Genomic DNA, 23,454 nt, shown 5'->3' with positions numbered 1-23,454 from the left:
CTGCCAGCACCAGGCCGAGCACGGCGATCACCAGGCCCGGACGGGCCAGGGCCGTCCGGGCCTGGTGATCGCCGTGCTCGGCCTGGTGCTGGCAGTGGCCTCGTTCGGCCTGGTTGGCTCGTTGGGCATTGTCATCTGCCTGTGCCTGGCGCTGGTATCGATCCTGGCCGGTATCGGCGGTGGCACCTGGCTGCAGCTCGATCGCGCCCGTGGCCAGCATCCGGCCGAAGCCGTCGAAGGCGTGCGCTCGGTGCTGCGGGTGCTGGTGATCTTCGCGTTGACCACGCCGTTCTTCTCGCTGTTCGACCAGAAGGCCTCGACCTGGGTCCTGCAGGGCCAGCAGATGCAGATGCCGAGCTGGTTCACCGCCTCGCAGATGCAGGCACTGAACCCGCTGCTGGTGATGATCCTGATTCCGTTCAACAACCTGGTGCTGTACCCGGCCCTGCGCCGCTTCGGCTTCGAGCCGACCGCGCTGCGCCGCATGACCGCCGGCATCGCTTTCAGCGGTCTGGCCTGGATCGTGGTCGGCGGCATCCAGGTGGTGATGGACGGGGGCAACGCCATGTCGATCTTCTGGCAGATGCTGCCGTATGCGCTGCTGACCTTCGGTGAGGTGCTGGTCTCGGCCACCGGCCTGGAGTTCGCCTACAGCCAGGCGCCGCAGGCGATGAAGGGCGTGGTGATGAGCTTCTGGAACCTGACCACCACCATCGGCAACCTGTGGGTGCTGCTGTCCAACGCGGCGGTGCGCAACGATGCGGTGACCCACAAGATCGCCAGTACGGGCCTGAGTGAAGCGGCGTTCCTGATGTTCTTCTTCGCCGGTTTCGCCTTCGTTGCGGCGTTGGCCTTCGGTTGGTATGCGAAACGCTATCGTATGGTCGACAACTACCGTAGCGCCTGAGCCTGACATGACCCCCGTCAATCTGCTGTTGATCGCCATCACCGCCATCCTGTCGTGGATGGCGTTCAACAACCGCAAGCTGGCCGACCGCCTGATCCTGTGGCCGCCGGCCATCGACCGTCACCGCCAGTACGACCGGCTGGTGACCTATGGCTTCATCCACGCCGACTGGTCGCACCTGATCTTCAACATGATCACCCTGTTCTTCTTCGGGGGATTCATCGAGAGCGTGATGGTGCAGCTGACCGGCAGCTACCTGACCTACCCGGCGTTCTACATCGGTGCGCTGCTGGTCTCGATCCTGCCCAGCTACCTGAAGAACCAGAAGAACCCGAACTACCTCAGCCTGGGTGCGTCCGGTGCGGTGTCGGCGGTGCTGTTCGCCTTCATCCTGATCAAGCCGTGGTCGATCATCCTGGTGTTCTTCATCCCGGCGCCGGCCATCGTCTACGCCGCGTTCTACGTCGGCTACAGCATCTGGATGGACAAGCGCGGCGGTGACCGCATCAACCACAGCGCGCACCTGGCAGGCGCGGCGTTCGGCGTGATCTTCATGCTGGCCATGCAGCCGAGCATCTTCACTCACTTCCTGCGCGAACTCTCCAACCCGACCTTCCGCCTCGGCGGCGGTTGAAGACGGGAGCGGGGCGGATCGGCAGCGATCCGCCCCCGCTGTTTCAGAGCGTGGGCTGCTGACCGTAGGTATCCAGCAGGCGGGCGAACACTTCTTCGCCGATGCGCTGGAAATCCTGGTCCTGGGTCTGCCCCTCCACGGCCAGTTGCAGCAGGCCCTCCAGCAGGGCGCGGTCGGTATCTGAATGGGAATCGCTGGGGTGCATCGGAGCCTCCGCGGTGGTGCGCATGATCAACGGTCGCAAGGGCCGTGCCAGCCTGGCCGTACCCCTCCACAGGCGATAGCGGCCGCCAGCGCTCCAGCTTGAGGGTCGCAAACTGACGTGAATGGAACGGACTTGCCCCTGTTCAGGCTTCACGCGATCATGGCGCCCGGCTGCGCACCATCCACGCAGTCGCCGCAGGAGACAGTTCCATGGCTTCGGTCACGCCCCCCGGTCTGGCCTACGAGGTCGAACACGACCTGGCCAACCATCGCTTCACCGCCCGTGTGCGCGGACAGCTGGCGGTGCTGGACTACCAGATCAAACGCAGGCGCATGGTCATCACGCATACCGAGGTGCCCGAGCCGATTGCCGGCCGAGGCATCGCCGGTGAGCTGACCCGTGTGGCGCTGCGTTTTGCCCGTGAGCAGAAGTACAAGGTGGTGCCGGCGTGTTCCTACGCCGAGGCCTTCCTGCAGCGGCATGAGGAGTACCACGACCTGCTCGTTGGCTGAACGCCAGCGGGTCACGCTTCAGCCATGGCAGGCGATGATGTACAAACATGAACAGGGGATCCCGATGAAGATTGGAAACAACCGGCCACTGCACGGCAGCGTGCTGGCCGGCGTGGTAAGCGTGCTGTTGCTGGCCGGTTGCCAGCGTGAGAGCGAGCCGGCACCGGCGACCGACGCGGCGCCTGCCGCCGAGGCCACCGCCGCAGGCGAAACGCCGGTCACGGAAGCGCCGCTGGACCTGCGCGACGTGATCGAGAACAACGAACGCGAAGTGGTGGGTATCAGCTACCCGGCCGGCATCGACCGCTACCCGGGCCTGGCCCGCGCGCTGCAGAGCTATGCGACGAGTGCGCGCAGCGACCTGCAACAGGCGCTGGACGGGCTGGGCAATGACAAGCCGACCATGCCGTACGAGCTGTCGCTGAGCTTCGAGAAGCTGCTGGAAACCCCGCAGCTGGTGGTGGTCAGTGCCGATGGCAGCCGCTACACCGGTGGCGCCCATGGCGAACCGCTGGTGGCCCGATTCGTGTGGCTGCCGCAGCATCAGCAGATGCTCAGCGCCGAAAAGCTGGTGGCCGATGCCAAGGGCTGGAAGGCGATCAGCGATTTCGTCGCTGACCAGCTGCGTGAACGCGTGGCCACCCGCCTCAGCGGTGAGGACATGGATCCGGCCCAGCTGCAGGAATCGCTGCGCAACGCATCGCGCATGATTGCCGACGGCACCGGCCCGCAGGCCGACAATTTCAGCCAGTTCCAGCCGCTGACCGACGACAAGGGGCAGATCACCGCGCTGCGCTTTGTTTTCCCGCCGTACCAGGTGGGTCCATACTCGGACGGCACCCAGACCGCCGATGTACCGGCGGCGGTGCTGTTGCCGCACGTGGCCAAGGACTACGTGGAGCTGTTCGCACGCGGTTGACCGCAGTCGAGGAGGTGGCGTGGATACAGGGTTGCAGGAGCGGGTCGCCGGCCTGCTGCAGGAAGCCGGGGTCCGCATCGGCGGTTCCCAGCCACAGGATATCCAGGTTCATGACCCGCGCTTCTTCGCGCGGGTCATGGCGCACGGCTCGCTTGGCCTCGGCGAGAGCTACATGGACGGTTGGTGGGATGCCAACGTCCTGGATGAATTCCTTGTCCACCTGATGCAGGCGCACCTGGACGAACGGGTGCACGGTTGGCGCGAAGTGGCCGATGCACTGAAGGCGCGCCTGTTCAACCTGCAGGTGGGACAGGGCAGCTACGAGGTGGGCCGCCGCCACTACGACCTCGGCAATGATCTCTACCAGGCCATGCTGGGCCAGCGCCTGGTCTATAGCTGTGGCTACTGGCGCAATGCCGGCGATCTCGACGCCGCGCAGGAAGCCAAGCTTGACCTGGTCTGCCGCAAGCTGGGCCTGCGCCCGGGGCAGCGTGTGCTGGACATCGGCTGTGGCTGGGGCGAAGCCCTGAAGTTCGCCGCCGAGCGCTACGGTGTCAGTGGCGTCGGCGTGACCATTTCGCAGGAGCAGGCCGAGTTCGCGCGCGAACTGTGCGCCGGCCTGCCGATCGAGATCCGCCTGCAGGACTACCGCGAACTGCACGAGCCGTTCGATGCGATCTTCTCGATCGGCATGTTCGAGCACGTCGGCGACAAGAACTACGCCAGCTTCTTCGAGGTGGCCAGGCGTTGCCTGTCACCGCGCGGTCTGCTGCTGTTGCACAGCATCGGCACCAACATCTCGCGGCATCGTACCGACCCGTGGATCGCGCGCTACATCTTTCCCAACTCGATGCTGCCATCGGCGGTGCAGATCACCAAGGCGTTCGAGGGCCGCTTCGTGCTGGAGGACTGGCACAACTTCGGCACCGATTACGATCTGACCCTGCAGGCCTGGCGACGCAACGTGGAAGCAGCGTGGCCGCGGCTGGATGCACGTTATGACGAGCACTTCCGGCGCATGTGGCGCTTCTACCTGGCCGGGTCGATGGCCACCTTCCGTTGCCGGCACGCGCAGCTGTGGCAGCTGGTGCTGTCGCCGGAAGGCGTGCCGGGTGGGTACGTGGCGCCACGTTGAGGCTGCACTTCTGCCCTGCGCGACCGATGGTGCGGATCGTGGAAGAAGCGACATCGCTTGACGTCATGCGCGAGCGTTGTCGGCGCTGTGCCTGGTTGGGGTGACGTGGGCGCTAGACTTGTCGACCAGCGGCATCACCGCTTCACTGAAGGCATCGCAGCATGGGTTGGGACATCACCTATCATCCGATTGCGGAATCCGAGATCCGTGACATTTATTTCCGTGCGCTTGAGGATGGCGCGCTGGTCGCCGAGCTGCAGCAGCGGTTCCAGATCGAGCCGTTCTACATGGAGCAGCTGCAGGAGCGCATCGAGGAGGCTCGCTCGATCAGCGCAGAAGTGCCTTTCGAGAAGGGGCACGCTTTGTACCTGGCGATCGTGGCCGGCCACCTTCGGCGGTATCACTATCTCCGCGGGAGCGCCCTTTCGTTTTTCATCGACGATCCGGTGGTCGCCCGCTATTTCGCGGACTGGCGGCAACTGGTGCCGTTGCAGTGGGCGGATGCTGCCGCCGGCAACCATCTACGTGAAAACTATGGTGGTGGCGTGTTCATCACGCATGCCCGGCTGAAGCAGTTACGCGCTGATCATGCAGTGGACAGCGCACTGGCTGCGCGCCTGGAGGAGCTGTTCTCCGATGGACGCCTGGTCGTTTTCTGGCGTGTTGTCGATGACGCGATCGCCAGCGGATGCGGATTGCTGGAGGCCAGCGAGGTGGTCGAGCCGAACCCGATGGATCTCAATGCATCGACCAGCTTGAGCAATCTGCTGAACTGCGCGCCGGATGGCGCGATGCTGTATGCGGAGGCCGCGGCGGCACAGCTGGCGGAGTTCGTGGCAGCGCACCCGGATATCGCATCGACTGCCGCTGCCACGCCCGGTACGCCGAAAGGGCGGTGGTGGGAGCGACTGTTTCGGCGGTGACCGGAGAGCATCCACGCATGGCGTGGATCTACTGGTGGGTGCCGATCGTTGGTCGGTACGATCCATTCGCGCCACAAACCCCGGCATCATCGATCCACACATGACGCACTCCAGTAGATCCACGCCATGCGTGGATGGCGCCAACAAAAAACCGCCCGGTCTCCCGGGCGGTTTTCGTTTCAGGCTACCGCGCGGGCGATCAGTTGCCGGCGCCGGTCAGGCCACGCTTTTCCAGCAGCGGTTCGATCTGCGGCTCGTGTCCGGCGAAATCGCGGAACAGCTGCATGGCATCCACGCTGCCGCCCTTGGACAGCAGGGTGGCGCGGAAGTGGTCGCCGTTCTTGCGGCTCAGGCCGCCGTTGTCCTTGAACCACTTCTGGGTGTTGGCGTCGAGCACTTCCGACCAGATGTAGGCGTAGTAGCCGGCGGAGTAGCCGCCCATGATGTGGCTGAAGTACGGGGTCTTGTAGCGCGGCGGGACCGGCGCGTAGTAGATGCCGTCCTTCTCCAGCGCGGCGCGCTCGAAGGCCATCACGTCCTTGGCGGCCGGCACCTGGTCGGCGCCGATCTGGTGCCAGCGCTGATCAAGCATGGCCGCACCCAGGTACTCGGTGGTGGCGAAGCCCTGGTTGAACTTGGCAGCGGCCAGCACCTTGTCCAGCAGTGCCTGCGGCATCGCCGAACCATTCTGGTAGTGCTTGGCGTAGTTCTTCAGGATGACCGGATTATCCGACCACATTTCGTTGACCTGCGAGGGGAACTCGACGAAGTCACGCGGCACCGAGGTGCCCGAGAAGTACGGGTACTTCACGTTGGAGAACATGCCGTGCAGGGCGTGGCCGAACTCGTGGAAGGTGGTGTTCACCTCATCCCAGGTCAGCAGGGTCGGCTGGCCGGCCGGCGGCTTCGGGATGTTCAGGTGGTTGGCGACCACCGGCTTGAAGCCGGTCAGCTTGGACTGCGAGACGTAGGAGTTCATCCACGCACCGCCGCGCTTGGAGGCGCGTGCATACGGGTCGAAGATGAAGATCGCCAGCTGGCTGCCGTCAGCGTCGAACACGTCGTAGACGGTGACGTCATCGTGGTAGACCGGCAGGTCGGTGCGCTGCTTGAAGGTCAGGCCGAATTCCTGGCCGGCGGCGTAGAACACGCCGTTCTCCAGTACGTTCTTCATCTCGAAGTACGGCTTCAGCTGCGACTCGTCGAAGTTGTACTTGGCCTGGCGCACCTTCTCGCTGTAGAAGGCCCAGTCCCACGGTTCCAGCTGGAAGGTCGGCTTGCGCGCGGCCTTCTGTTCCTTGTCGATCATCGCCTGCAGATCGGCGGCTTCGCGCTTGGCGTTGGCCACGGCGGCCGGAGCCAGCTTGCCCAGCATTGCGTTGACCGCTTCCGGGGTCTTGGCGGTCTGGTTGGTCAGGTTGTAGGCGGCGAAGTTCGGGAAGCCCATCAGCTTGGCCTTGTCGGCACGCAGCTGCATGATGCGCGAGACCAGCGCGGTGTTGTCGAACTCACCGCCGCGGCTGCCGCGGGTGGTCGAGGCTTCGTAGATCTTCTGGCGCAGGGCGCGGTTGGCCAGGTTGGTCAGCGGCGGCTGGCCGGTGGTGTTGAGCAGGGTGATCACGTACTTGCCTTCCAGGCCACGGGCCTTGGCGGCTTCGGCGGCGGCAGCGATCTGCTCCTTGGACAGGCCGTCCAGCTCCTTGACGTCGTCGACGGTGATCGCCGAAGCGTTCACTTCCGACTGCACGTTCTGGCTGAACTTGGTGCCCAGGTTGGCCAGCTCGGCGTTCATCGCCTTCAGCGTGGCCTTGTCAGCCTCGGACAGCTTGGCGCCGGCGCGCACGTAGTTGTCGTAGTACTTCTCGACCAGGCGCACGCCTTCGGCGTCCAGGCCCAGCTGGCTGCGGGTGTCGTACAGCGCCTGGATGCGGGCGAACAGCTTGCCGTTCAGCGCGATCGCATCGCTGTGCGCGGCGAACTTCGCCGAGTAGTCGGCCTGCAGCTTCTTGCGGGTGTCGTTGGTATCGGCGCCTACCAGGCTGAAGAACACGGTGGTCGCACGGTCGAGGATGTCACCGCTCTTTTCCAGGGCGATGATGGTGTTGTCGAAGGTCGGCTTGGCCTTGTTGTTGGCGATCGCCTCCACTTCCTTCAGCTGCTGCGCCATGCCGGCGTCGAAGGCCGGGGCGAAGTCGCTGTCCTTGATCTTGTCGAACTGCGGGAAATGCAGCGGCAGCGGGCTTTCGGCGAAGAACGGATTGGCCTGCTGGGCATGGGTGCTGGCAGCCGGGGTGGCGGCGCCGGCCGAGAAGGCGGGCAGGGCAAGGCCGAGGGACATGGCCACGGCAAGGGCAAGGCGAGTGGTCAAGGTAGGAACTCCGGTAAGGCAAACAAGGGCCCGAGGGTAACCCGGCCGGCGGCGCCCGCACTTGTGTCAAAAGGCATGTTGCCGGGGCCGGGCGCGGGTACCATGCATTCACCGCCCACGGCCCGCTGCCATGACCACTGCCTACGACTTCAGCTTCCGCGACCTCGACGGCCAGCCGCAGGCCCTGGCCCGGTACCAGGGGCACCCGATGCTGCTGGTCAATGTCGCCAGCCGCTGTGGCTTCACCCCGCAGTACACCGGGCTGGAACAGCTGTGGCAGGAGTATCGCGAGCGTGGCCTGGTGGTGATCGGGTTCCCATGCAACCAGTTCGGTGCACAGGAACCGGGCGACGCCGCGCAGATCCGCCAGTTCTGTTCGCTGGACTACCCGGTCAGCTTCCCGCTGTCGGAGAAGATCGAGGTCAACGGCGACGGGGCTGATCCGTTGTGGGCATGGTTGTCACGCGAAAAGCGCGGCCTGCTGGGTAGCGCCCGCATCAAGTGGAATTTCAGCAAGTTCCTGGTCGACCGCCAGGGGCAGGTGGTGTCGCGCCATGCGCCCACCACCAGGCCGGAGCAGCTGCGCGGCGAGATCGAAGCGCTGCTGTGAGATGAACCCAAAAAGGGGACGGAGGGGATTAAGTCGTTTGTGCACAAACGACTTAATCCCCTCCGTCCCCTTTTTGCTTATTTCTCGACGAAGGCGCGTTCGAACACGTAGTGGCCCGGCTGGCCGATACGCGGCGAGACCTGGAAGCCACGGGCATCGAGCACGCTGCGCAGGTCGGCCAGCATCTGCGGGCTGCCGCAGATCATCGCGCGGTCGTTCTCCGGGCTCAGCTCGGGCAGGCCGAGGGTGCGCTGCATCTCGCCGCTTTCCATCAGCTGGGTCAGGCGGCCCTGGTTGGCGAACGGCTCGCGGGTGACGGCCGGGTAGTACAGCAGCTTGTCACCGATCATCTCGCCCAGGAATTCGTGCTCACGCAGTTCCTTCTCGAAGTAATCGCGGTAGGCCAGGTCCTTCTCGTAGCGCACGCCGTGGCAGAGGATCACCTTCTCGAAGCGCTCGTAGGTTTCCGGGTCCTTGATGACCGACAGCCACGGCGCCATGCCGGTGCCGGTGCCCAGCAGGTACAGGTTCTTGCCGGGGTGCAGATCGCTGATCAGCAGGGTGCCGGTGGGCTTCTTGCCGACCAGCACCTTGTCACCCGGCTTGATGTGCTGCAGGCGCGAGGTCAGCGGGCCGTCCTGCACCTTGATGCTGAAGAACTCCAGATGCTCTTCCCAGTTGGCGCTGGCGATGGAATACGCGCGCAGCAGCGGCCGCGCCTCGGTTTCCAGGCCGATCATCACGAACTGGCCGTTCTCGAAGCGGAAACCGCTGTCGCGGGTGAGGGTGAAGCTGAAGTAGGCATCGGTCCAATGACGGACCTCAAGCACCGTTTCGGCGCCAAAAGCGGAGGACATGGGCGTATCTATCGGAAGTCGTCGGGGTGATTCTATCTCAAATGAGACAGGTTCTCATTAGGCGGAACGAGAGGCGTTCTCAGCGGTAGCCGGCCGCCTGCAGCTCGAACAGCTCGGCGTAGCGGCCGCCCTGGGCCATCAGCTCTTCATGGGTGCCGCTGGCCTCGATCCGGCCATCGGCCAGCACCAGGATGCGATCGGCCATGCGTACCGAGGAGAAACGGTGGGAAATCAGCACTGCGGTGCGATTATCCGCCAGTTCCCTGAACCGCTGGAACACCTCGAACTCACTTCGCGCATCCAGCGCTGCCGTTGGCTCATCCAGGATCATCACCTGCGCATTGCGCATCCATGCACGGGCGATGGCGATCTTCTGCCATTGGCCGCCGGACAGGTCCACGCCCTGCTTGAAGCGGCGGCCGATCAGCTGGTCGTAGCCGCCGGGCAGGTCGTCGATCACTTCCTCGGCCATTCCGCGCCGTGCGGCGTCGGCGATGCGCGCCTGGTCGTCCATCGCCTCGACCTGGCCGACGCCGATGTTCTCGCCGGCGCTGAGGTTGTAGCGCACGAAGTCCTGGAAGATCACCCCTAGATTGGCGCGCAGGTCGTCCAGGTCGTAGTCGCGCAGGTCGCGCCCATCGAGCAGGATGCGGCCCTCGTCCGGTTCGTACAGCCGCGCCAGCAGCTTCACCAGTGTGGTCTTGCCAGCGCCGTTCTCACCGACCAGCGCCAGTACTTCGCCAGCCTGCAGCTGGAAATCAAGGTGGCGCACCGCCCATTGCTCGGCATCCGGGTAGCGGAAGCCGACGTTCTCGAACACGAAGCCCTGCCGGATCGGCTGCGGCACGCGCACCGCACCTTCACGCGAGTGGATTTCCGGCTGGATCTGGAAGAACGAGAACAGGTCATCCAGGTACAGCGCCTGGCTGGCCACCTGCGAGAACCCGATCAACAGGCCCTCCAGCAGCTGGCGCAGGCGCAGGAAGCTGCCGGCGAGGAAGGTCAGGTCGCCGATCGAAAAATCGCCGCGCACCGTGCGCCACGCGATGTAGGCGTAGGCGGTGTAGTAACCCAGCGTGCCCAGTGCGGCCAGCAGCGTGCCCCAGAACGCACGCCGCCGGGCCAGTGCCCGGTTGGCCTGGAATAGTGCTACAGACAACCTGCGATAGCGCTCCACCAGGAAGCGGTGCAGGTTGTAGATCTTCACTTCCTTGGCCGTTTCCACGCTGGCACCGAGCTGGCGCAGGTAGTCGAGCTGGCGGCGCTCGGGCGTCCACTGGAAGTTGAGGCTGTAGCCGGCCGCGTTGAAGTGCGATTCGCCGATGAAGGCCGGCACCAGTGCCAGCGCCAGCAGGAGGATCAGCCACGGCGCGTAGACCAGCAGGCCGATGGCGAGGCTGGCCACGGTGATCGCGTCCTGTACCTGGCCGAACAACTGGCTCATCAGGTTCATCCGGCCCATGGTCTGGCGTCGCGCACGGTCCAGCTTGTCCTGCAGGTCCGGGTCCTCGAAGTCCTCCAGATCCAGCGTTGCCGCGTGTTCCATCAACCGGATGCTGGTGACGTTGGCGAACAGTTCCGAGAGCAGGGCATCGGCGTAGCTGACCAGCCGGCCGAGCAGATCCGAGGCGATGGCCAGGCCGAATTCCAGCGCCAGCAGGCCCAGCAGCGGATTCAGTATGCCGCTGGACAGTGCTTCGCCCAGCGGCGGGAAGCCAGCGTCGTGCTGGCTCAGGTGCAGGGCGCTGTCGATGATCAGCTTGCCGACGTAGAGCATCGCCACCGGCAGCAGCGCACGGATCAGGCGCAGGCCAAGGCTGGCCAGGGTGAGCGCGGGGCTGGTCTTCCAGACCATGCGCAGGAACGGTGGCAGGTTGCGCATCGCCCTGAAGCGCTGGCGCAGGCTGGGTTTCTTCGCGGCGGCAGCGCCAGCGGTGGGGGTAGCAGGCATGTGCGTATTGTGCGCGCCCGACGCGTGCAGGTGGGGTCAGTGCAGCCGTGTGGCAGCGCCGGGGTCAGATCCCTTTGCGGCGCAAAGGGCTCTGACCCCGCAAGGGAGTGAGGCAATGGGCGGTATTAACGCGGCTGGATCAGACCATCCAGTAGCTCGGGATAGCTCGAAAACCAATAGCGCAAGGCATCGTCATTCAGCCCATCAGCGCCTGTCCAGAACGAAATGGGGTAACCCCAATCCGACGAATGGTGCTTTCGAGGTGCGGTTTCCGCATTGACGAATGCCTGAGCCAGGCCTTGATGTGCCCCGGATTGAAGAATTCCCGCATGACCCAAGGCAGTAAGCAAGCCACGTGCCTCATAGACGCTCATTTGCACCCCAGGAATTCTGCGGATGCTGCGTTGTAGTGTGTTGGGCGTGTCGTCTGCACTAGTGTTTCTGATTTCCTGGAGAATTCTTGACAAGGTGGTCAGGCTACTGGGAGTACGCCTTGGTGTCCTGGAGTGTTCAATCAAGAAGTGCGTCAGGTGAGTTGGTGAATTCCCTACCATGCAGCCGGCCTGAAAGCGGATGGCGTTTATGAAGGTTGGGTCGACGGTAACTTCCCTGAACTCTCCGCAGATCTTGCAGACGACGCCGTCATCGCTTGCGAAGGTGTGAGCGGGGAAGTTGACCATGAAGGAGTAGGCCGATAGACCTGCTCTGAGCGATGGCGAATTTTCAGCTACGCCCAAGATGAAGTTGTCCACAACATGATCTTTCAGGATCTTGCTGAAGACGTTCATTAAATCCCTTATTGCGGTGTCGTGATTGACCCGGAACTTGGCTGCAAAAAGGTCATGAAGCGACAGCAGGCGGAGCACGTCGTCTGGTTTGGGGGCGTCCGATTGGTAATAGTCACGCAGCGCTTTCAGCACGGGGGCGGGCAGTTTTCCCATAGCGACGTTCTTGTGGGTTCTCGGCTACGACTACCACTGTTCATTGGAGTTGAGGCATGGGCAACAGTGCTGCCCATGCCTCATTCGGCTTACGGCAGCGGCGGCAGCAAACCCGCGCCCAGCCGGTTCCAGGCGTTGATCACCGCAATGCCCATGCTCAGGTCGCTGATGCCCTTCTCATCGAAGTGCGGTGCCAGTGCATCGAACGCCGCCTGTGACGGTGCACCGTCGGTCAGCCGGGTCAGTGCCTCGGCCCAGCCCAGCGCCGCACGCTCGCGTGCATCGAAGAAACGGCTTTCGTGCCAGGCCGGCAGGGTATCGAGCTTGCGCGGCTCGATGCCGCCCTTGCGCAGCGTGGTGGCATGCATGTCCATGCAATAGCCGCAGCCGTTGAGCTGCGACACGCGCAGGAACACCAGTTCCATCAGGGTCGGATCAATCGAGCTGTCATGCACCGCCTGGCTGGTGGCCAGCAGGCCCTTGAAGGCTTCGGCGGCCAGGCGAGTGTAAGGGACGCGGGGAGAGGCGTGGTCGGACATTTTCGGCTCCACGGCGGCCACGATGGCCGCCTTTCATTACAAGGACGCCGTGCCGTCACCGCGCGTGACAACGTCCGGCAACTTTTCCGGATTCAACACGCTGTACACGTTGGCGATGCGGCCATCGACCACCTCGATGGTGGTGACCGAGTGCAGGCGATCGCCTTGGAAGCGCAGGATCGCCGGCTCGCCGTTGACGTAGCCCAGCTGCGCCGGATGCGCCGCGCCGCGGCGGGCGATGGCCCAGAACAGCCGGCCGATGCGTTCGGCGCCCAGCAGCGGGCGCACCGCTGCGGTGACCACGCCGCCACCGTCGGAGACCAGCAGCGCGTTGGCGTGCAGCAGGGCCTGGATCGCTTCGCTGTCGCCGCGCTGGGAAGCGTCCATGAAGCGCGTGAGCAGTTGCCGGTGCTGGCTGGCGTCGGCGTTGAAGCGCGGCCGCCCGGCCTGCAGGCGCTGCCGGGCACGATGCACCAGCTGCCGGCAGTTGGCCTCGCTGTGGCCGATCAGGTCGGCGATCTCACGGTAATCGTGGTCGAAGGCTTCCTTCAGCAGGAAGGCAGCGCGTTCCTCGGGGCCGAGCTGTTCAAGCAGGGTCAGGAAAGCCACCGAGACATCGTCGGCAAACGCATGCAGCTGGGCGGGGCCGGGCGCCGGGTCGGGCTCCAGGGTGACCGCCAGTGGCTCGGCCAGCCACGGGCCGACGTAATGCACGCGCTCGCGCTTGGCTGCGCGCAGCCGGTCCAGGCCGAGCCGGGTGGTGGTGGTGACCAGCCAGGCTTCGGGGTCGCGGACGGCCGCCGGGTCGGCGCCGGACCAGCGCAACCAGGCATCCTGGACCACGTCTTCGGCGTCGGCGCGACTGCCGAGCAGGCGGTAGGCCAGCGCCATCAGGCGCGGACGGTGGGTCTGGAAAGCGGTTTCAGCGTTCATGTGGGCAAGGACGCCGCAGTGGCGCGTGGCGTGACAGAGGGTGTGCGTGGATAGTGCAGGCCAGCGGCCGGCACTACCACCCTGCGGCCGGGGGAGGGGGTAAAATGGGGGGATTACCCCCGCCAGCCTCCAGCAAGCGAGCAAGTCGTGACATCGATCAAGCAGGAAGACCTCATCCAGTCCATCGCCGACGCGCTGCAGTACATCTCGTACTACCACCCGGTCGACTACATCAAGAACCTTGCTGCCGCCTACGAGCGCGAGGAGTCGCCGGCCGCGAAGGAAGCGATGGCGCAGATCCTGATCAATTCGCGCATGTGCGCCGAAGGCCACCGTCCGATCTGCCAGGACACCGGCATCGTCACCGTGTTCCTGGAAATCGGCATGGACGTGCGTTGGGACGACGCCACCATGGGCGTGGAAGACATGGCCAATGAAGGCGTGCGCCGCGCCTACATGCACCCGGACAACAAGCTGCGCGCTTCGGTGCTGGCTGATCCGGCCGGCAAGCGCATCAACACCAAGGACAACACCCCGGGCGTGGTCAACGTCAAGGTGGTGCCGGGCAACACCGTCGACGTCATCGTCGCCGCCAAGGGTGGTGGTTCGGAAGCCAAGACCAAGTTCGCCATGCTCAACCCGTCCGATTCCATCGTCGACTGGGTGCTGAAGACCGTGCCGACCATGGGCGCCGGCTGGTGCCCGCCGGGCATGCTCGGCATCGGCATCGGCGGCACCGCCGAGAAGGCGATGCTGCTGGCCAAGGAAGCGCTGATGGAGCCGATCGACATCACCGAGCTGCAGGCCCGTGGTGCCTCCAACCGCATTGAAGAGCTGCGCCTGGAGCTGTACGAGAAGGTCAACGCGCTGGGTATTGGCGCGCAGGGCCTGGGTGGCCTGACCACCGTGCTCGACATCAAGATCAACGACTACCCGACCCACGCGGCCAACCTGCCGGTGGCGATGATCCCGAACTGCGCGGCCACCCGCCATGCGCACTTCACTCTGGATGGCAGCGGCCCGGTGATGCTGGACCCGCCGTCGCTGGAGGACTGGCCGACGTTGACCTACGATTCGTCCAAGGGCACCCGCGTGGACCTGGACACGATCACCCCGGAGGACGTGGCCAGCTGGAAGCCGGGCCAGACCCTGCTGCTCAACGGCAAGCTGCTGACCGGTCGCGACGCCGCGCACAAGCGCATGGTCGACATGCTCAACAAGGGCGAGGAACTGCCGGTCGATCTGAAGGGCCGCTTCATCTACTACGTCGGCCCGGTCGATCCGGTGCGCGACGAAGTGGTGGGCCCGGCTGGTCCGACCACGGCGACCCGCATGGACAAGTTCACCCGTCAGGTGCTTGAACAGACCGGCCTGCTGGGCATGGTCGGCAAGGCCGAGCGCGGCCCGGCGGCCATCGAGGCGATCCGTGACAACAAGTCGGCCTACCTGATGGCCGTCGGTGGTTCGGCCTACCTGGTGTCCAAGGCGATCAAGGCGGCGAAGGTGGTCGGTTTCGCCGACCTCGGCATGGAAGCGATCTACGAGTTCACCGTGCAGGACATGCCGGTGACCGTGGCGGTCGACTCCACTGGTGAATCGGTGCACAAGACCGGCCCGCGCGAATGGCAGGCCCGCATCGGCAAGATTCCGGTGGTGGTGGAGTAATTCCTCCCGTTCCGGTCCAGACAACGGCGCCCGTGTGGCGCCGTTGTTGTATGCAGCCTGCCCGTGGATGGTGTGCTCTGCTAACGTGCGCTGTCTGACGTATTGGAAGGGAGTCCATCGTGCTGCAGTGGTCGCGTGTTTTCGTGTTGCTGGTCGCTGCGCTGGCATGCAGTGCCTGCGGGCCACGTTATTTCGTCGAACCGCCAACCCACGAAGCGGGGAGGATCTGCGCGTCGGTCTGCGAGAGCCAGAAGGCGACGTGCGACTTCCACAACCGCGCCCGCGCGGAATCGGATCAGCGCAGCTGCGAAAGCGAGAAGAGCCGGATCATCAGCCGTTGCAGTGGTATCGCCGACGACAAGCAGCGGCACAACTGTGAAGGGGGCAACGGCGCCGGCACCTACTGCGGTTCCCCGGCGCTTCCTTCATGCAGTGCTCCGTACGCCCAGTGCCTGCTCTCCTGCGGCGGCACCGTGAATGAAGTCCGCACCGACACCGGTGTTCCCGTGTACTGATGGGGGCGTCGGTGCCTGCACGCGCAACCGTAGTCTGCTAGGGTCGGCACACCCCAGCACTGGATGTGCCCATGCGCCTGCATCGATCCCTCGCGGCTGTGTTCCTGCTGGCCCTGGCCGGCTGCAGTACCCCGGCGTCGTACGAAGGCGCGGATTTCCCCGCATCAGCGCAATGCCGCGTGCAGTGCCAGGCCGGCTATCGCAGCTGCATGGCGCAGAATGACTCCCTCGGCAGCCGCCAGAGCAATTGCGAGCAGCAGGTGGTGCCGGCGCCGGACAAGCGCTGCAAGGATGTGGACAACCCGGACCTGCGCCGTGCCTGCGAACTGAAGGCGCATGACTGCACGATGCGCGCGCCGATGATGTCCTGTGGCGAACGCCGGGATTCCTGCATGAGCATCTGCGGCTGAGCAGCGACCGCGCGCGCGGGCGCATAATCGGCTGATCCACCTGCACAGGATCTTCCGCATGAGCACCACGCTGTATGGTTCGACCAGTACCGCCGCCCTAGTGGTGCACTGGCTGCTGATCGAGCTGGGTATCGAGCACGAACTGGTACTGCTGGATTTCGACACGCGCGAGCACAAGTCGGCGGAGTATCTGGCGCTGAATCCGGCCGGTGTGGTGCCGACGCTGCTGATCGATGGCTTGGTACTGACCGAAGCGGCGGCGATCGCACTGTATCTGGCTGACCGCCATCCGGAGGCCAACCTGCTGCCCGCACTGGGCACGCCGCAGCGCGCCGATGCCTACCGCTGGATGTTCTGGTGTGCCAATACGCTGCAGCCGGCCTATCGTGCCTGGTTCTATCCGCATGAAATGGCGGGCGAGGCAAATATCGAAGCGAGCCGCGAGATGGCCCGTCAGCGCCTTGAGGCGGCCTGGCAGCAGGTCGCCACGCACCTGCAGGCGCATGGCCCCTACCTGCTGGGCACCACGCCCTGCGTGGTCGACTACATGCTGGTGATGCTGATGCGCTGGTCGCGCAACATGCCGAAGCCCAGCGACACCTGGCCTGTGCTCAAGGCACATGCCACGTCGATGAAGGCGCGCCCGGCGTTCGCCGAGGTGTACCGCCGCGAAGGCATCACCGACTGGCGGTAAACAGAAAAGGGGACGGAGGGGATTAAGTCGTTTGTGCACAAACGACTTAATCCCCTCCGTCCCCTTTTCCGTTACAGGATCTCCAGCACCGTTTCCGGTGGACGGCACAGGCGGGTGCCCTTGGGCGTGCGCACCACGGGGCGGTTGATCAGGCGCGGGTGTGCGGCCATCGCGGCCAGCAGCGTGGCATCGTCGGCCTCTTCCAGGCCCAGTTCGGTGAACTGTGCTTCCTTGCTGCGCACCAGCGCCTGCGCGTCCAGGCCGGATTCGGCCAGCACCTGGCGCAGTGTGGCCACATCGGGTGGATTGCCGAGGTACTCGATCACCTCCGGCTCGAAGCCGGCATCGCGGATCAGCTTCAGTGCGCCGCGCGAGTTGCTGCAGGCCGGGTTGTGCCAGATCGTCACGTCCATCAGAACCACTCCAGCAGGGACACGCCCACGCCCACGTAGGTGGCCTTGTGGTTGTAGTCGATCAGGCTTTCGCCGTAGCCATCGAACACCTGCACATGGCCGCGCAGCAGGTTGCTGATCGGGAAGCCGTAATCCAGCTGCAGGGCACCGTGCGAGCGGCTGCCGGTGCGCAGCGAATGGCGCGCCATCAGCGAGACTTCGTGGCCGTTGCGGTTCCAGGTCAGGGTCGCATCACCGCGGCCCATGTAATCCTCGATGTCCGGGTTGTTGTCGTCGCTGCGGGTCTCGGGAATGCGGTACCAGGGTCGCAGCACCAGCGCCCAGTTCTCGCGGTCGAGGCCGATGTTGAGCATCACCCGGTTCCAGCTGCGCGACAGCGGGTCGGCGCGGCCGTTGGACTGGTGGTTCAGCGCGATGCCGGTCATGCGCCCGCGCCAGCCACCGATCGAGTAGCCGTTGCGGAACACCATCATCACTTCCGGCTCGTAATTGGTTTCGCGGAACGGGCGCGAATCCTCGCCGTTGTAGGCCTGCCAGCGCGAGCTCTGGGTATAGCCGGCCCAGATGTCGCCGTTGTCGCCGAACAGGTTCTCGGCGATCTTGGTCTTGAAGCTGATCTGGAACTTCAGTTCGGCGCTGTCCAGCACCTGCGGCGTGGTGACCGTGTTGGCCGGGTTCGGCGAATGCGGCGTGGTGTTGCGGTCGCTGGTCCAGAACGCCGGCAGCAGGTACACCGGCTTGTAGGCACGCAGCTGGAATGGGCCGAGCTTGGAGTCCTCGGCCAGTTCCCAGCGGCTGTCCAGCAGCGAACCGCGGCCGGCATTGGCCAGCGCGCTGTCGGGCGCAGCGGGGCGGAACAGGTCGCTGACCCGCTCGCGCAGTTTCTCTTCGCCCTGGCTCACGCGTGCGGTCTGGCGTTCTTCGCGACGGGCCTGCGCGGCCGCCTCGGCAGCGGCATCGGCGGCGGCCGTGGCCTGCGGCGTATGCGCGAACAGGCGGTCATAGCAGGCCAGGCGCGCCGCGTCAGTGGTGATGGCGGCACACGCCGCCGGCGAGGTATCGGTGCTGGGCACGAATTCCTGCGCGGCCAATGGGGCACTGGCCAGGGCCAGCGCCAGCGGCGCAAGGCGGGGAAGCAGCGGGGGGAGGGTCATTCCAGCAGGCCCTTCGGTGAATACGGGAATCGCACAGTGTGGCGGCTGTACCGCATCGCGGCCAGCCCCCACGGTTTATGCACGGCCACCGCGTGCGCGCGGCGTGAAGACGGTGCGGGTTACAGGAACCAGGCGAAGGCGAACAGGCCCAGCATCGCGATCACCACCGCCAGCTTCAACGCCAGGCCGAGCAGGATGCCGAGCCAGGTGGCCAGACCCACCTTGGTCGAGCGGCCCAGTTCACGGGTGTGCCAGTACTCGCCGGCCAAGGCGCCGATCAGGGGCCCGGCAAAGAGGCCGATCGGCATGAAGAACAGCCCGACGATGCTGCCGACGAACGAGCCCCACAGCGCCTTGCGGCTGGCACCGACCCGCTGCGCACCCACCACTGTGGCCAGTACGTCCACCAGCAGCGAGAGCAGGGTCAGTACGCCCAGCGCGACCAGGGTCGGCCAGCCGACGTGGGCGAAGCCGTCCGCCCACGCCGCCAGCAGCAGTCCGATGAACACCAGCGGGATGCCGGGGAGGGCCGGAAGGATGATTCCGGCGATGCCGACGAGGACAAAAATGACCGCTAGCAGATATAAGATGAATGAGAGTCCCATGCTGTCCCGTATGGTGGTCGTTTTGGGGTTGACAGTGAAAGATTTTGCCAGTTGCTTTTTCGTTTTGGGCGGGTTAAGTTGCAGTCGCTGAGCTTGGCAAGGTCACCGTGGATCGTGGCCTGATGAAGCAAGATCTTCCCGATCCGCTGCATCGATGCACCTCGCTTCCCCCTTGCTTGTCAGCCGCCCACCAGGCGTTTCCTACAACAAGAGAGAGTCACCAGGGAGTTAGTGAGATGTCTGATCGCGAGACCGGTACCGTCAAGTGGTTCAACGATGCAAAGGGCTTCGGCTTCATCAGCCGTGAAAACGGCGAAGACGTGTTCGTGCACTTCCGTGCCATCCAGACCCAGGGCTTCAAGAGCCTGAAGGAAGGCCAGAAGGTCACCTTCACCGTCGTGCAGGGCCAGAAGGGCCTGCAGGCCGACGCCGTTCAGCCGACCTGATCGCGCTGCATACCGTCAAATGAAAAGGCCCGCGCAAGCGGGCCTTTTCTTTGCCATCGGCCCGATGCAGGTCAGCGCAGGATGACCTTGCCGTTGACCACGCGCACGTAGGTGTTCTCGCGGATGCCGCCGAGGTCGCGCTGGTTGACCACGATGGTGCGGCCATCGTCCATGCGCACGCTGATGTCGTAGGTGTCGCTGGTCACGTTCTTCTGGATCTGGTTGCCGGCCAGTGCGCCACCGACCGCGCCCGCAGCGGCGGCGATGTTCTTGTTGCCACGGCTGCCGCCGGTGTGGTCGGAGATCTCGTGGCCGGCCACGGCGCCGACGATGCCGCCTAGGATCGCGCCGGTCGCGCTGGGCGCGGTACGGCCGGACTGCACGGTGTTGATGCGGGTCACGATGCCGCAGTCGGCGCAGCGGCCCTGGTTGTAGCCACCATTGTTGCCGTAGCCGCCATTGTTGTAGCCGTTGTTGTAACCACCACCGCCGTAGCCGGGCGAGGTGGCACAGCCAGCCAGGGCAAGGGTAGCGATGGCGCTGGCGGCGATGAGCTGGATCTTCATGGGGCGTCTCCTGGCCGTGAAGGCGGGTGTCTGGGGTGGTACTGCGTCATGCAGCAGGGTGGACGAATCGTCCCCTTTTGAACGTGAACAAGGCGCCAACCGCGCAGGCCTTGTCCGGCTGCAGGATGAATGCGGCTCAGCGGAAGTCCTGGTGGCAGGCGCGGCAGTCGGCCTGCACCGTTTCCACCACTTGGGCCAGGGCCGTGCAGTCGCTGGGCGGCGCAGCCAGAGCGGCGTTGAGGTTGCCGCGCAGCTGACTGGCATGCTGCTGGAACTGCGCGCTGTCCTTCAGCCCGGGAAAGGCCAGGTCCAGGTCGTTGGACAGCAGGCGCATCGCCTGCAACCGCGGCACGCTGTCGGCCAGGCTGCAGCGGTTCTGCTGCTGGGCCTGCTGCAGCAGCTGTGATTGCCGTTGCATCACCTGCATCAGGCTGTCCGGGAACGGATCGCGGCGGGCCTGCAGGGCGCGGCCGACCATCACCGTGGCGATCAGGCCGATCAACAGGCCCAGGCCGAGCACGAACAGATAGCGGTAGGCGGTGGACGGGCGGCGGGGCGGGCTGGCGTTCATGGCGGGCTCTCCGGACGTGCAACGGTGGGTTCGATGCCGGCGCGCTGCAGGCGCTGGCGCCTGCACGTTAAAATAGCCGGATGAACGAACAGGTCAAACAACGCTTCGCCGGCATCGAACGGCTGTATGGCGTGGGCGCACTCGAGCGCCTGCAGGGCAGCCGCGTGGCGGTGGTGGGCATGGGTGGCGTTGGCTCGTGGGTGGTGGAGGCATTGGCCCGTTCGGCGGTCGGTCACCTGACCCTGATCGATGCCGATGACATCTGCGTGTCCAACACCAACCGGCAACTGCCGGCGATGGAAGGCAACTACGGCCGCAACAAAGCCGAGGCGATGGCCGAACGCTGCCGCGCGATCAACCCGGACATCGCGGTCGATGCCGTACAGGCGTTCCTGACGGTGTCGAACATGGCCGAACTGCTGGACCGTGGCTTTGATCTGGTGATCGATGCCTGCGACAGCTTCCGGGTCAAGGTCGAGACGATTGCCTGGTGCCGCCGCCGCAAGCTGCCGCTGCTGACCGTGGGGGCCGCCGGTGGCCGCACCGATCCCACCCTGGTGCGCATCCGCGATGTCTCGCGCACCGAGCACGACGCCATGCTGGCGTTGATCCGCAAGAAGCTGCGCAGCGAGTTCAACTTTCCGAAGAATGCCAAGCGCTACTTCGGCGTGCCGGCGGTGTATTCGCTGGAGAATGTGAAGTACCCGCAGGCCGATGGCAGCGTCTGTGGCATCCGCCCGAACCTGGGCGCTGATGCGGCATTGAAGCTGGACTGCGGCGCGGGCCTGGGTGCGGCGACCCACATCACCGGTGCGTTCGCGTTCGCGGCGGTCGGCAAGGCGCTTGAAATGCTGCTGGAGCCGAAGAAGGTGAAGGCCGAAGTGGTCGAGGATCACGCTGACGCGTGATGGTAGTGCCGGCCGCTGGCCGGCAACTCCGGAATGATTGAATCAGCGCAGATGCCGGCCAGCGGCCGGCACCTACCGTTGCATTGCGGGCAGCGCGAACAGCCGCCGCGCGTTCTCCGTCGTGGCCTGGGCCACCGCGTCCAGCTCCATCCCGCGTAGCGCCGCCACGTGGCGGGCGATGATCGCCAGCCGTGCCGGTTCGTTGCGCTGGCCGCGGATGCCGGCGTCAGGCTGGTCCGGAGCGTCGGTCTCCAGCAGCAGCTGTTCCAGCGGCATCTCGCGCACCAGCCGCTGCAGGCGTTGCGCGCGTTCGTAGGTCAACGGGCCGCCGAGCCCGAGCAGGAAGCCCTGCCTGTGCAGTTGCGCTGCCTGTTCTGGACTGCCGGAAAAGCTGTGCACCACGCCGCGCAGGCCGCCGACGCGACGGATCGCGGCGATCACCGCATCCACCGCGCGCCGTGCATGCACGATCACCGGCAGCTCGAACTCACGGGCCAGTTCCAGCTGACCGATGAAATATGCCTGTTGCGCCTCGGCATCCAGGCCTTCAACGAAAAAGTCCAGACCACATTCGCCGATCGCGCAGGGGCGTTCGCGTTCGATCCACTCGCGCAGCAGCGGCAGGTGTCCAGGCTGGTGCTCGGCCAGGAACATCGGATGCAGGCCGTAGGCTGGGTACAGCCCCGGCGCCTGCTGGCAGACCTCGCGCAGCTTCGGCCAGCTGGCTGCGGTCACCGCCGGCACCACCTGCTGGTGCACGCCAGCGGCCTGCGCACGCTCGACCACCGCGGCGCGGTCGCGGTCGAACTCGCTGGCGTCCAGATGGCAGTGGCTGTCGACCAGCAGGCTCAATGCTGCTCCAGCGGCGGAGGCGTGGTGGTGTTGCGGCGCTTCCAGTTGGCCAGCAGCAGGGTGCCGAAGCCGAGCACCAGCTCATCGACGAACGGAATCGGGTCCGGGATGAACAGGGTCAGCGCGAACAGGCCCGCGGTGAGCTTGAACAGGGTGGGGTAGCGCAGCCGGCGCGCCCATTGCAGTACCGGCAGCAGCATCGGGTTGGCCATGGCGGGAGTCCTCCTGGGGAATATGCAAACGCTACCACGGGCCCAGCATTTCCCGATGCTGAATGGGTTACGGGAATGAGCAGGAAATGTGGAGATTCCGTTCAGGCAGCGCATGCTGCAATCTGATTCGAGAACGTTGCGGATGGTCCGCAAGGAGCAGGTCATGAAAAGCACAACTACAACTGTCCTGGTCGCAGCGGGCGCGCTGCTGGTCGGTGGCATCGCCACTGCCGCCTTCATGAAGAGTGGCGACAGATCGCCCGATTCCATCAGCGCCGGAACCCCCAATGGTGAATCGCGCCTGGTCGATGGCAACGCCACCGACGATGGCGCGCGTGGTGACACTCTCGACCCGACCGCACCGCGTGGGCTGGAATATGCCGATGTGCTGAAGGTCGACCCGATCACCGAGAAGCAGAAGGCGTATGCCACCGTGATCGGCACCGACGCGGTGCGTGAGACCTCCACCACCCAGACCCCGCATGAAGTCTGCCAGGACGTGACGGTGCAGGAGCGCCTGCCGGAACGTGACGGCAACGTCGGCGGCACCGTGGTCGGTGCTGTGGTGGGTGGCCTGCTGGGCAACCAGGTCGGCGGCGGCAATGGCAAGAAGGCCGCCACTGCGGCCGGCGCGGTGGCCGGTGGCTTCATCGGCAACCAGATCGACAAGCGCCATGTGGGTGGCCGCGTGGTCAACCGCACCGAGCGCCAGTGCCACACCGAGACCGCGACCTCCGAGTCGAGCCGCGTCACCGGCTACAACGTGACCTACCGCAACGAGGATGGCACCACCGGCACCATGCGCATGGCCAGCAAGCCGGGCAACCGCATTGCCATGGGTACCAACGACGTGGTGAAGGGCTACAACGTGACCTACCGCTACGACGGCGCCGAGAAGACCGTGCGCATGGACAACAAGCCGGCCAGCGATCGCCTGCCGGTGGTCGACGGCCAGCTGGTCACGCAGACCGCTGCTGCCGGTGCCACGGCGGCCAGCACGCGCCAGTAA

The 23,454-nt window shown here is 65.2% G+C and carries 27 protein-coding genes and 1 pseudogene; 14 read left to right on the top strand and 14 right to left on the bottom strand.

Annotated elements, in window-relative coordinates; all coding sequences use genetic code 11:
* Positions 1-907: pseudogene (locus tag QRO95_RS05145) on the top strand (MFS transporter); the annotation flags it as partial.
* Positions 908-914: 7 nt separating this feature from the next.
* On the top strand, positions 915-1,541 hold the full coding sequence (locus QRO95_RS05140) for a rhomboid family intramembrane serine protease (protein WP_010486760.1): 627 nt from the start codon (positions 915-917) through the stop codon (positions 1,539-1,541).
* Positions 1,542-1,584: 43 nt separating this feature from the next.
* Here QRO95_RS05140 and QRO95_RS05135 read toward each other — a convergent pair whose 3' ends face one another.
* Positions 1,585-1,746 (bottom strand): hypothetical protein, encoded by a 162-nt coding sequence (locus QRO95_RS05135; RefSeq protein ID WP_165929939.1) that lies wholly within the window; start codon positions 1,744-1,746, stop codon positions 1,585-1,587.
* Between the two features lie 209 nt (positions 1,747-1,955).
* Here QRO95_RS05135 and QRO95_RS05130 point away from each other — a divergent pair, with 209 nt between their 5' ends.
* From QRO95_RS05130 to QRO95_RS05115, 4 genes are all read left to right on the top strand, one after another.
* Positions 1,956-2,258: a GNAT family N-acetyltransferase gene (locus QRO95_RS05130; protein WP_006455911.1), complete on the top strand. Its 303-nt coding sequence runs from the start codon at positions 1,956-1,958 to the stop codon at positions 2,256-2,258.
* Positions 2,259-2,295: 37 nt separating this feature from the next.
* Complete coding sequence (locus QRO95_RS05125; protein ID WP_049398776.1) at positions 2,296-3,177, top strand: DUF3298 and DUF4163 domain-containing protein; 882 nt, start codon at positions 2,296-2,298, stop codon at positions 3,175-3,177.
* Positions 3,178-3,196: 19 nt separating this feature from the next.
* Positions 3,197-4,312 (top strand): cyclopropane fatty acyl phospholipid synthase, encoded by a 1,116-nt coding sequence (cfa, locus tag QRO95_RS05120; protein ID WP_049398775.1) that lies wholly within the window; start codon positions 3,197-3,199, stop codon positions 4,310-4,312.
* Positions 4,313-4,473: 161 nt separating this feature from the next.
* Positions 4,474-5,235, top strand: coding sequence for a hypothetical protein (locus QRO95_RS05115; protein WP_182266411.1), 762 nt, complete (start codon positions 4,474-4,476; stop codon positions 5,233-5,235).
* 199 nt (positions 5,236-5,434) lie between these two features.
* On the opposite strand, the gene QRO95_RS05110 is transcribed toward QRO95_RS05115, so the two are convergent.
* Entirely contained in the window at positions 5,435-7,603 is a 2,169-nt protein-coding gene (locus QRO95_RS05110) for a M3 family metallopeptidase (protein WP_285301833.1), read from the bottom strand.
* A gap of 130 nt (positions 7,604-7,733) precedes the next feature.
* On the opposite strand from QRO95_RS05110, the gene QRO95_RS05105 reads away from it, so the two are divergent.
* Positions 7,734-8,213 (top strand): glutathione peroxidase, encoded by a 480-nt coding sequence (locus QRO95_RS05105; RefSeq protein WP_180845214.1) that lies wholly within the window; start codon positions 7,734-7,736, stop codon positions 8,211-8,213.
* A 77-nt stretch (positions 8,214-8,290) separates the two neighbouring features.
* On the opposite strand, the gene QRO95_RS05100 is transcribed toward QRO95_RS05105, so the two are convergent.
* The 5 genes from QRO95_RS05100 to QRO95_RS05080 form a co-directional block, all read right to left on the bottom strand.
* Entirely contained in the window at positions 8,291-9,070 is a 780-nt protein-coding gene (locus QRO95_RS05100; protein WP_046984352.1) for a ferredoxin--NADP reductase, read from the bottom strand.
* Between the two features lie 79 nt (positions 9,071-9,149).
* Positions 9,150-11,021 carry an ABC transporter ATP-binding protein gene (locus QRO95_RS05095; protein ID WP_285301831.1) on the bottom strand — a complete coding sequence of 624 codons (1,872 nt, stop codon included), beginning with the start codon at positions 11,019-11,021 and terminating at the stop codon, positions 9,150-9,152.
* A 125-nt stretch (positions 11,022-11,146) separates the two neighbouring features.
* Positions 11,147-11,962, bottom strand: a complete 816-nt coding sequence (locus tag QRO95_RS05090; RefSeq protein ID WP_285301830.1) for a hypothetical protein — start codon at positions 11,960-11,962, stop codon at positions 11,147-11,149.
* An 89-nt stretch (positions 11,963-12,051) separates the two neighbouring features.
* Positions 12,052-12,501 (bottom strand): carboxymuconolactone decarboxylase family protein, encoded by a 450-nt coding sequence (locus QRO95_RS05085; protein WP_012511595.1) that lies wholly within the window; start codon positions 12,499-12,501, stop codon positions 12,052-12,054.
* A gap of 36 nt (positions 12,502-12,537) precedes the next feature.
* A complete protein-coding gene (locus tag QRO95_RS05080) occupies positions 12,538-13,434 on the bottom strand; it encodes an RNA polymerase sigma-70 factor (RefSeq protein WP_285301828.1) in 897 nt (298 codons plus the stop codon).
* Positions 13,435-13,581: 147 nt separating this feature from the next.
* Here QRO95_RS05080 and QRO95_RS05075 point away from each other — a divergent pair, with 147 nt between their 5' ends.
* From QRO95_RS05075 to QRO95_RS05060, 4 genes are all read left to right on the top strand, one after another.
* Positions 13,582-15,099: a fumarate hydratase gene (locus QRO95_RS05075; RefSeq protein ID WP_100434984.1), complete on the top strand. Its 1,518-nt coding sequence runs from the start codon at positions 13,582-13,584 to the stop codon at positions 15,097-15,099.
* Positions 15,100-15,218: 119 nt separating this feature from the next.
* A complete protein-coding gene (locus tag QRO95_RS05070) occupies positions 15,219-15,614 on the top strand; it encodes a hypothetical protein (RefSeq protein WP_134952159.1) in 396 nt (131 codons plus the stop codon).
* Positions 15,615-15,685: 71 nt separating this feature from the next.
* On the top strand, positions 15,686-16,024 hold the full coding sequence (locus tag QRO95_RS05065; protein ID WP_121505096.1) for a hypothetical protein: 339 nt from the start codon (positions 15,686-15,688) through the stop codon (positions 16,022-16,024).
* A 58-nt stretch (positions 16,025-16,082) separates the two neighbouring features.
* A complete protein-coding gene (locus QRO95_RS05060; RefSeq protein ID WP_134952157.1) occupies positions 16,083-16,718 on the top strand; it encodes a glutathione S-transferase family protein in 636 nt (211 codons plus the stop codon).
* A 71-nt stretch (positions 16,719-16,789) separates the two neighbouring features.
* On the opposite strand, the gene arsC is transcribed toward QRO95_RS05060, so the two are convergent.
* From arsC to QRO95_RS05045, 3 genes are all read right to left on the bottom strand, one after another.
* A complete protein-coding gene (gene arsC, locus QRO95_RS05055; RefSeq protein WP_285301827.1) occupies positions 16,790-17,131 on the bottom strand; it encodes an arsenate reductase (glutaredoxin) in 342 nt (113 codons plus the stop codon).
* On the bottom strand, positions 17,131-18,285 hold the full coding sequence (locus QRO95_RS05050; RefSeq protein WP_049434855.1) for a phospholipase A: 1,155 nt from the start codon (positions 18,283-18,285) through the stop codon (positions 17,131-17,133). The genes arsC and QRO95_RS05050 overlap by 1 nt, the downstream gene beginning before the upstream one ends.
* A gap of 119 nt (positions 18,286-18,404) precedes the next feature.
* The gene (locus QRO95_RS05045) at positions 18,405-18,890 is read right to left on the bottom strand and encodes a DUF456 domain-containing protein (protein ID WP_285301826.1); all 486 of its coding nucleotides are present in this window, start codon (positions 18,888-18,890) and stop codon (positions 18,405-18,407) included.
* Positions 18,891-19,126: 236 nt separating this feature from the next.
* Between QRO95_RS05045 and QRO95_RS05040 the strand changes: the two genes are divergently transcribed.
* Positions 19,127-19,336, top strand: a complete 210-nt coding sequence (locus QRO95_RS05040; RefSeq protein ID WP_005410290.1) for a cold-shock protein — start codon at positions 19,127-19,129, stop codon at positions 19,334-19,336.
* A gap of 71 nt (positions 19,337-19,407) precedes the next feature.
* On the opposite strand, the gene QRO95_RS05035 is transcribed toward QRO95_RS05040, so the two are convergent.
* Positions 19,408-19,902, bottom strand: coding sequence for a glycine zipper 2TM domain-containing protein (locus QRO95_RS05035; protein ID WP_010486804.1), 495 nt, complete (start codon positions 19,900-19,902; stop codon positions 19,408-19,410).
* Positions 19,903-20,038: 136 nt separating this feature from the next.
* Positions 20,039-20,473 carry a cytochrome c gene (locus QRO95_RS05030; protein WP_049420899.1) on the bottom strand — a complete coding sequence of 145 codons (435 nt, stop codon included), beginning with the start codon at positions 20,471-20,473 and terminating at the stop codon, positions 20,039-20,041.
* Between the two features lie 80 nt (positions 20,474-20,553).
* Between QRO95_RS05030 and QRO95_RS05025 the strand changes: the two genes are divergently transcribed.
* Positions 20,554-21,381: a ThiF family adenylyltransferase gene (locus QRO95_RS05025; protein WP_134952129.1), complete on the top strand. Its 828-nt coding sequence runs from the start codon at positions 20,554-20,556 to the stop codon at positions 21,379-21,381.
* A gap of 72 nt (positions 21,382-21,453) precedes the next feature.
* Here QRO95_RS05025 and QRO95_RS05020 read toward each other — a convergent pair whose 3' ends face one another.
* Positions 21,454-22,233, bottom strand: a complete 780-nt coding sequence (locus QRO95_RS05020; RefSeq protein WP_049420901.1) for a TatD family hydrolase — start codon at positions 22,231-22,233, stop codon at positions 21,454-21,456.
* Positions 22,230-22,445: a DUF6116 family protein gene (locus QRO95_RS05015; RefSeq protein ID WP_049398753.1), complete on the bottom strand. Its 216-nt coding sequence runs from the start codon at positions 22,443-22,445 to the stop codon at positions 22,230-22,232. Before QRO95_RS05015 ends, QRO95_RS05020 begins: the two co-directional genes overlap by 4 nt.
* 163 nt (positions 22,446-22,608) lie before the next feature.
* On the opposite strand from QRO95_RS05015, the gene QRO95_RS05010 reads away from it, so the two are divergent.
* Complete coding sequence (locus tag QRO95_RS05010) at positions 22,609-23,454, top strand: glycine zipper 2TM domain-containing protein (protein ID WP_049398785.1); 846 nt, start codon at positions 22,609-22,611, stop codon at positions 23,452-23,454.

This window comes from Stenotrophomonas maltophilia group sp. Smal13, from assembly GCF_030236855.1.
Classification (GTDB): Bacteria; Pseudomonadota; Gammaproteobacteria; order Xanthomonadales; family Xanthomonadaceae; genus Stenotrophomonas; species Stenotrophomonas maltophilia_A.
Note: the sequence above shows the minus strand (reverse complement) of the source record. Positions and strands in the feature narration are given on the sequence as shown.

What these genes read in the sequence shown, in the direction of transcription:
- QRO95_RS05050 (WP_049434855.1), bottom strand. Translation starts at nt 18,285, where the DNA reads ATGACCCTCCCCCCGCTGCTTCCCCGCCTTGCGCCGCTGGCGCTGGCC.
- QRO95_RS05060 (WP_134952157.1), top strand. Translation starts at nt 16,083, where the DNA reads ATGAGCACCACGCTGTATGGTTCGACCAGTACCGCCGCCCTAGTGGTG.
- QRO95_RS05025 (WP_134952129.1), top strand. Translation starts at nt 20,554, where the DNA reads ATGAACGAACAGGTCAAACAACGCTTCGCCGGCATCGAACGGCTGTAT.
- QRO95_RS05095 (WP_285301831.1), bottom strand. Translation starts at nt 11,021, where the DNA reads ATGCCTGCTACCCCCACCGCTGGCGCTGCCGCCGCGAAGAAACCCAGC.
- QRO95_RS05010 (WP_049398785.1), top strand. Translation starts at nt 22,609, where the DNA reads ATGAAAAGCACAACTACAACTGTCCTGGTCGCAGCGGGCGCGCTGCTG.
- QRO95_RS05100 (WP_046984352.1), bottom strand. Translation starts at nt 9,070, where the DNA reads ATGTCCTCCGCTTTTGGCGCCGAAACGGTGCTTGAGGTCCGTCATTGG.
- QRO95_RS05040 (WP_005410290.1), top strand. Translation starts at nt 19,127, where the DNA reads ATGTCTGATCGCGAGACCGGTACCGTCAAGTGGTTCAACGATGCAAAG.
- QRO95_RS05035 (WP_010486804.1), bottom strand. Translation starts at nt 19,902, where the DNA reads ATGAAGATCCAGCTCATCGCCGCCAGCGCCATCGCTACCCTTGCCCTG.
- QRO95_RS05125 (WP_049398776.1), top strand. Translation starts at nt 2,296, where the DNA reads ATGTACAAACATGAACAGGGGATCCCGATGAAGATTGGAAACAACCGG.
- QRO95_RS05140 (WP_010486760.1), top strand. Translation starts at nt 915, where the DNA reads ATGACCCCCGTCAATCTGCTGTTGATCGCCATCACCGCCATCCTGTCG.
- QRO95_RS05080 (WP_285301828.1), bottom strand. Translation starts at nt 13,434, where the DNA reads ATGAACGCTGAAACCGCTTTCCAGACCCACCGTCCGCGCCTGATGGCG.
- QRO95_RS05065 (WP_121505096.1), top strand. Translation starts at nt 15,686, where the DNA reads ATGCGCCTGCATCGATCCCTCGCGGCTGTGTTCCTGCTGGCCCTGGCC.
- QRO95_RS05030 (WP_049420899.1), bottom strand. Translation starts at nt 20,473, where the DNA reads ATGAACGCCAGCCCGCCCCGCCGCCCGTCCACCGCCTACCGCTATCTG.
- QRO95_RS05105 (WP_180845214.1), top strand. Translation starts at nt 7,734, where the DNA reads ATGACCACTGCCTACGACTTCAGCTTCCGCGACCTCGACGGCCAGCCG.
- arsC (WP_285301827.1), bottom strand. Translation starts at nt 17,131, where the DNA reads ATGGACGTGACGATCTGGCACAACCCGGCCTGCAGCAACTCGCGCGGC.
- QRO95_RS05130 (WP_006455911.1), top strand. Translation starts at nt 1,956, where the DNA reads ATGGCTTCGGTCACGCCCCCCGGTCTGGCCTACGAGGTCGAACACGAC.
- QRO95_RS05045 (WP_285301826.1), bottom strand. Translation starts at nt 18,890, where the DNA reads ATGGGACTCTCATTCATCTTATATCTGCTAGCGGTCATTTTTGTCCTC.
- QRO95_RS05135 (WP_165929939.1), bottom strand. Translation starts at nt 1,746, where the DNA reads ATGCACCCCAGCGATTCCCATTCAGATACCGACCGCGCCCTGCTGGAG.
- QRO95_RS05015 (WP_049398753.1), bottom strand. Translation starts at nt 22,445, where the DNA reads ATGGCCAACCCGATGCTGCTGCCGGTACTGCAATGGGCGCGCCGGCTG.
- QRO95_RS05115 (WP_182266411.1), top strand. Translation starts at nt 4,474, where the DNA reads ATGGGTTGGGACATCACCTATCATCCGATTGCGGAATCCGAGATCCGT.
- QRO95_RS05090 (WP_285301830.1), bottom strand. Translation starts at nt 11,962, where the DNA reads ATGGGAAAACTGCCCGCCCCCGTGCTGAAAGCGCTGCGTGACTATTAC.
- QRO95_RS05085 (WP_012511595.1), bottom strand. Translation starts at nt 12,501, where the DNA reads ATGTCCGACCACGCCTCTCCCCGCGTCCCTTACACTCGCCTGGCCGCC.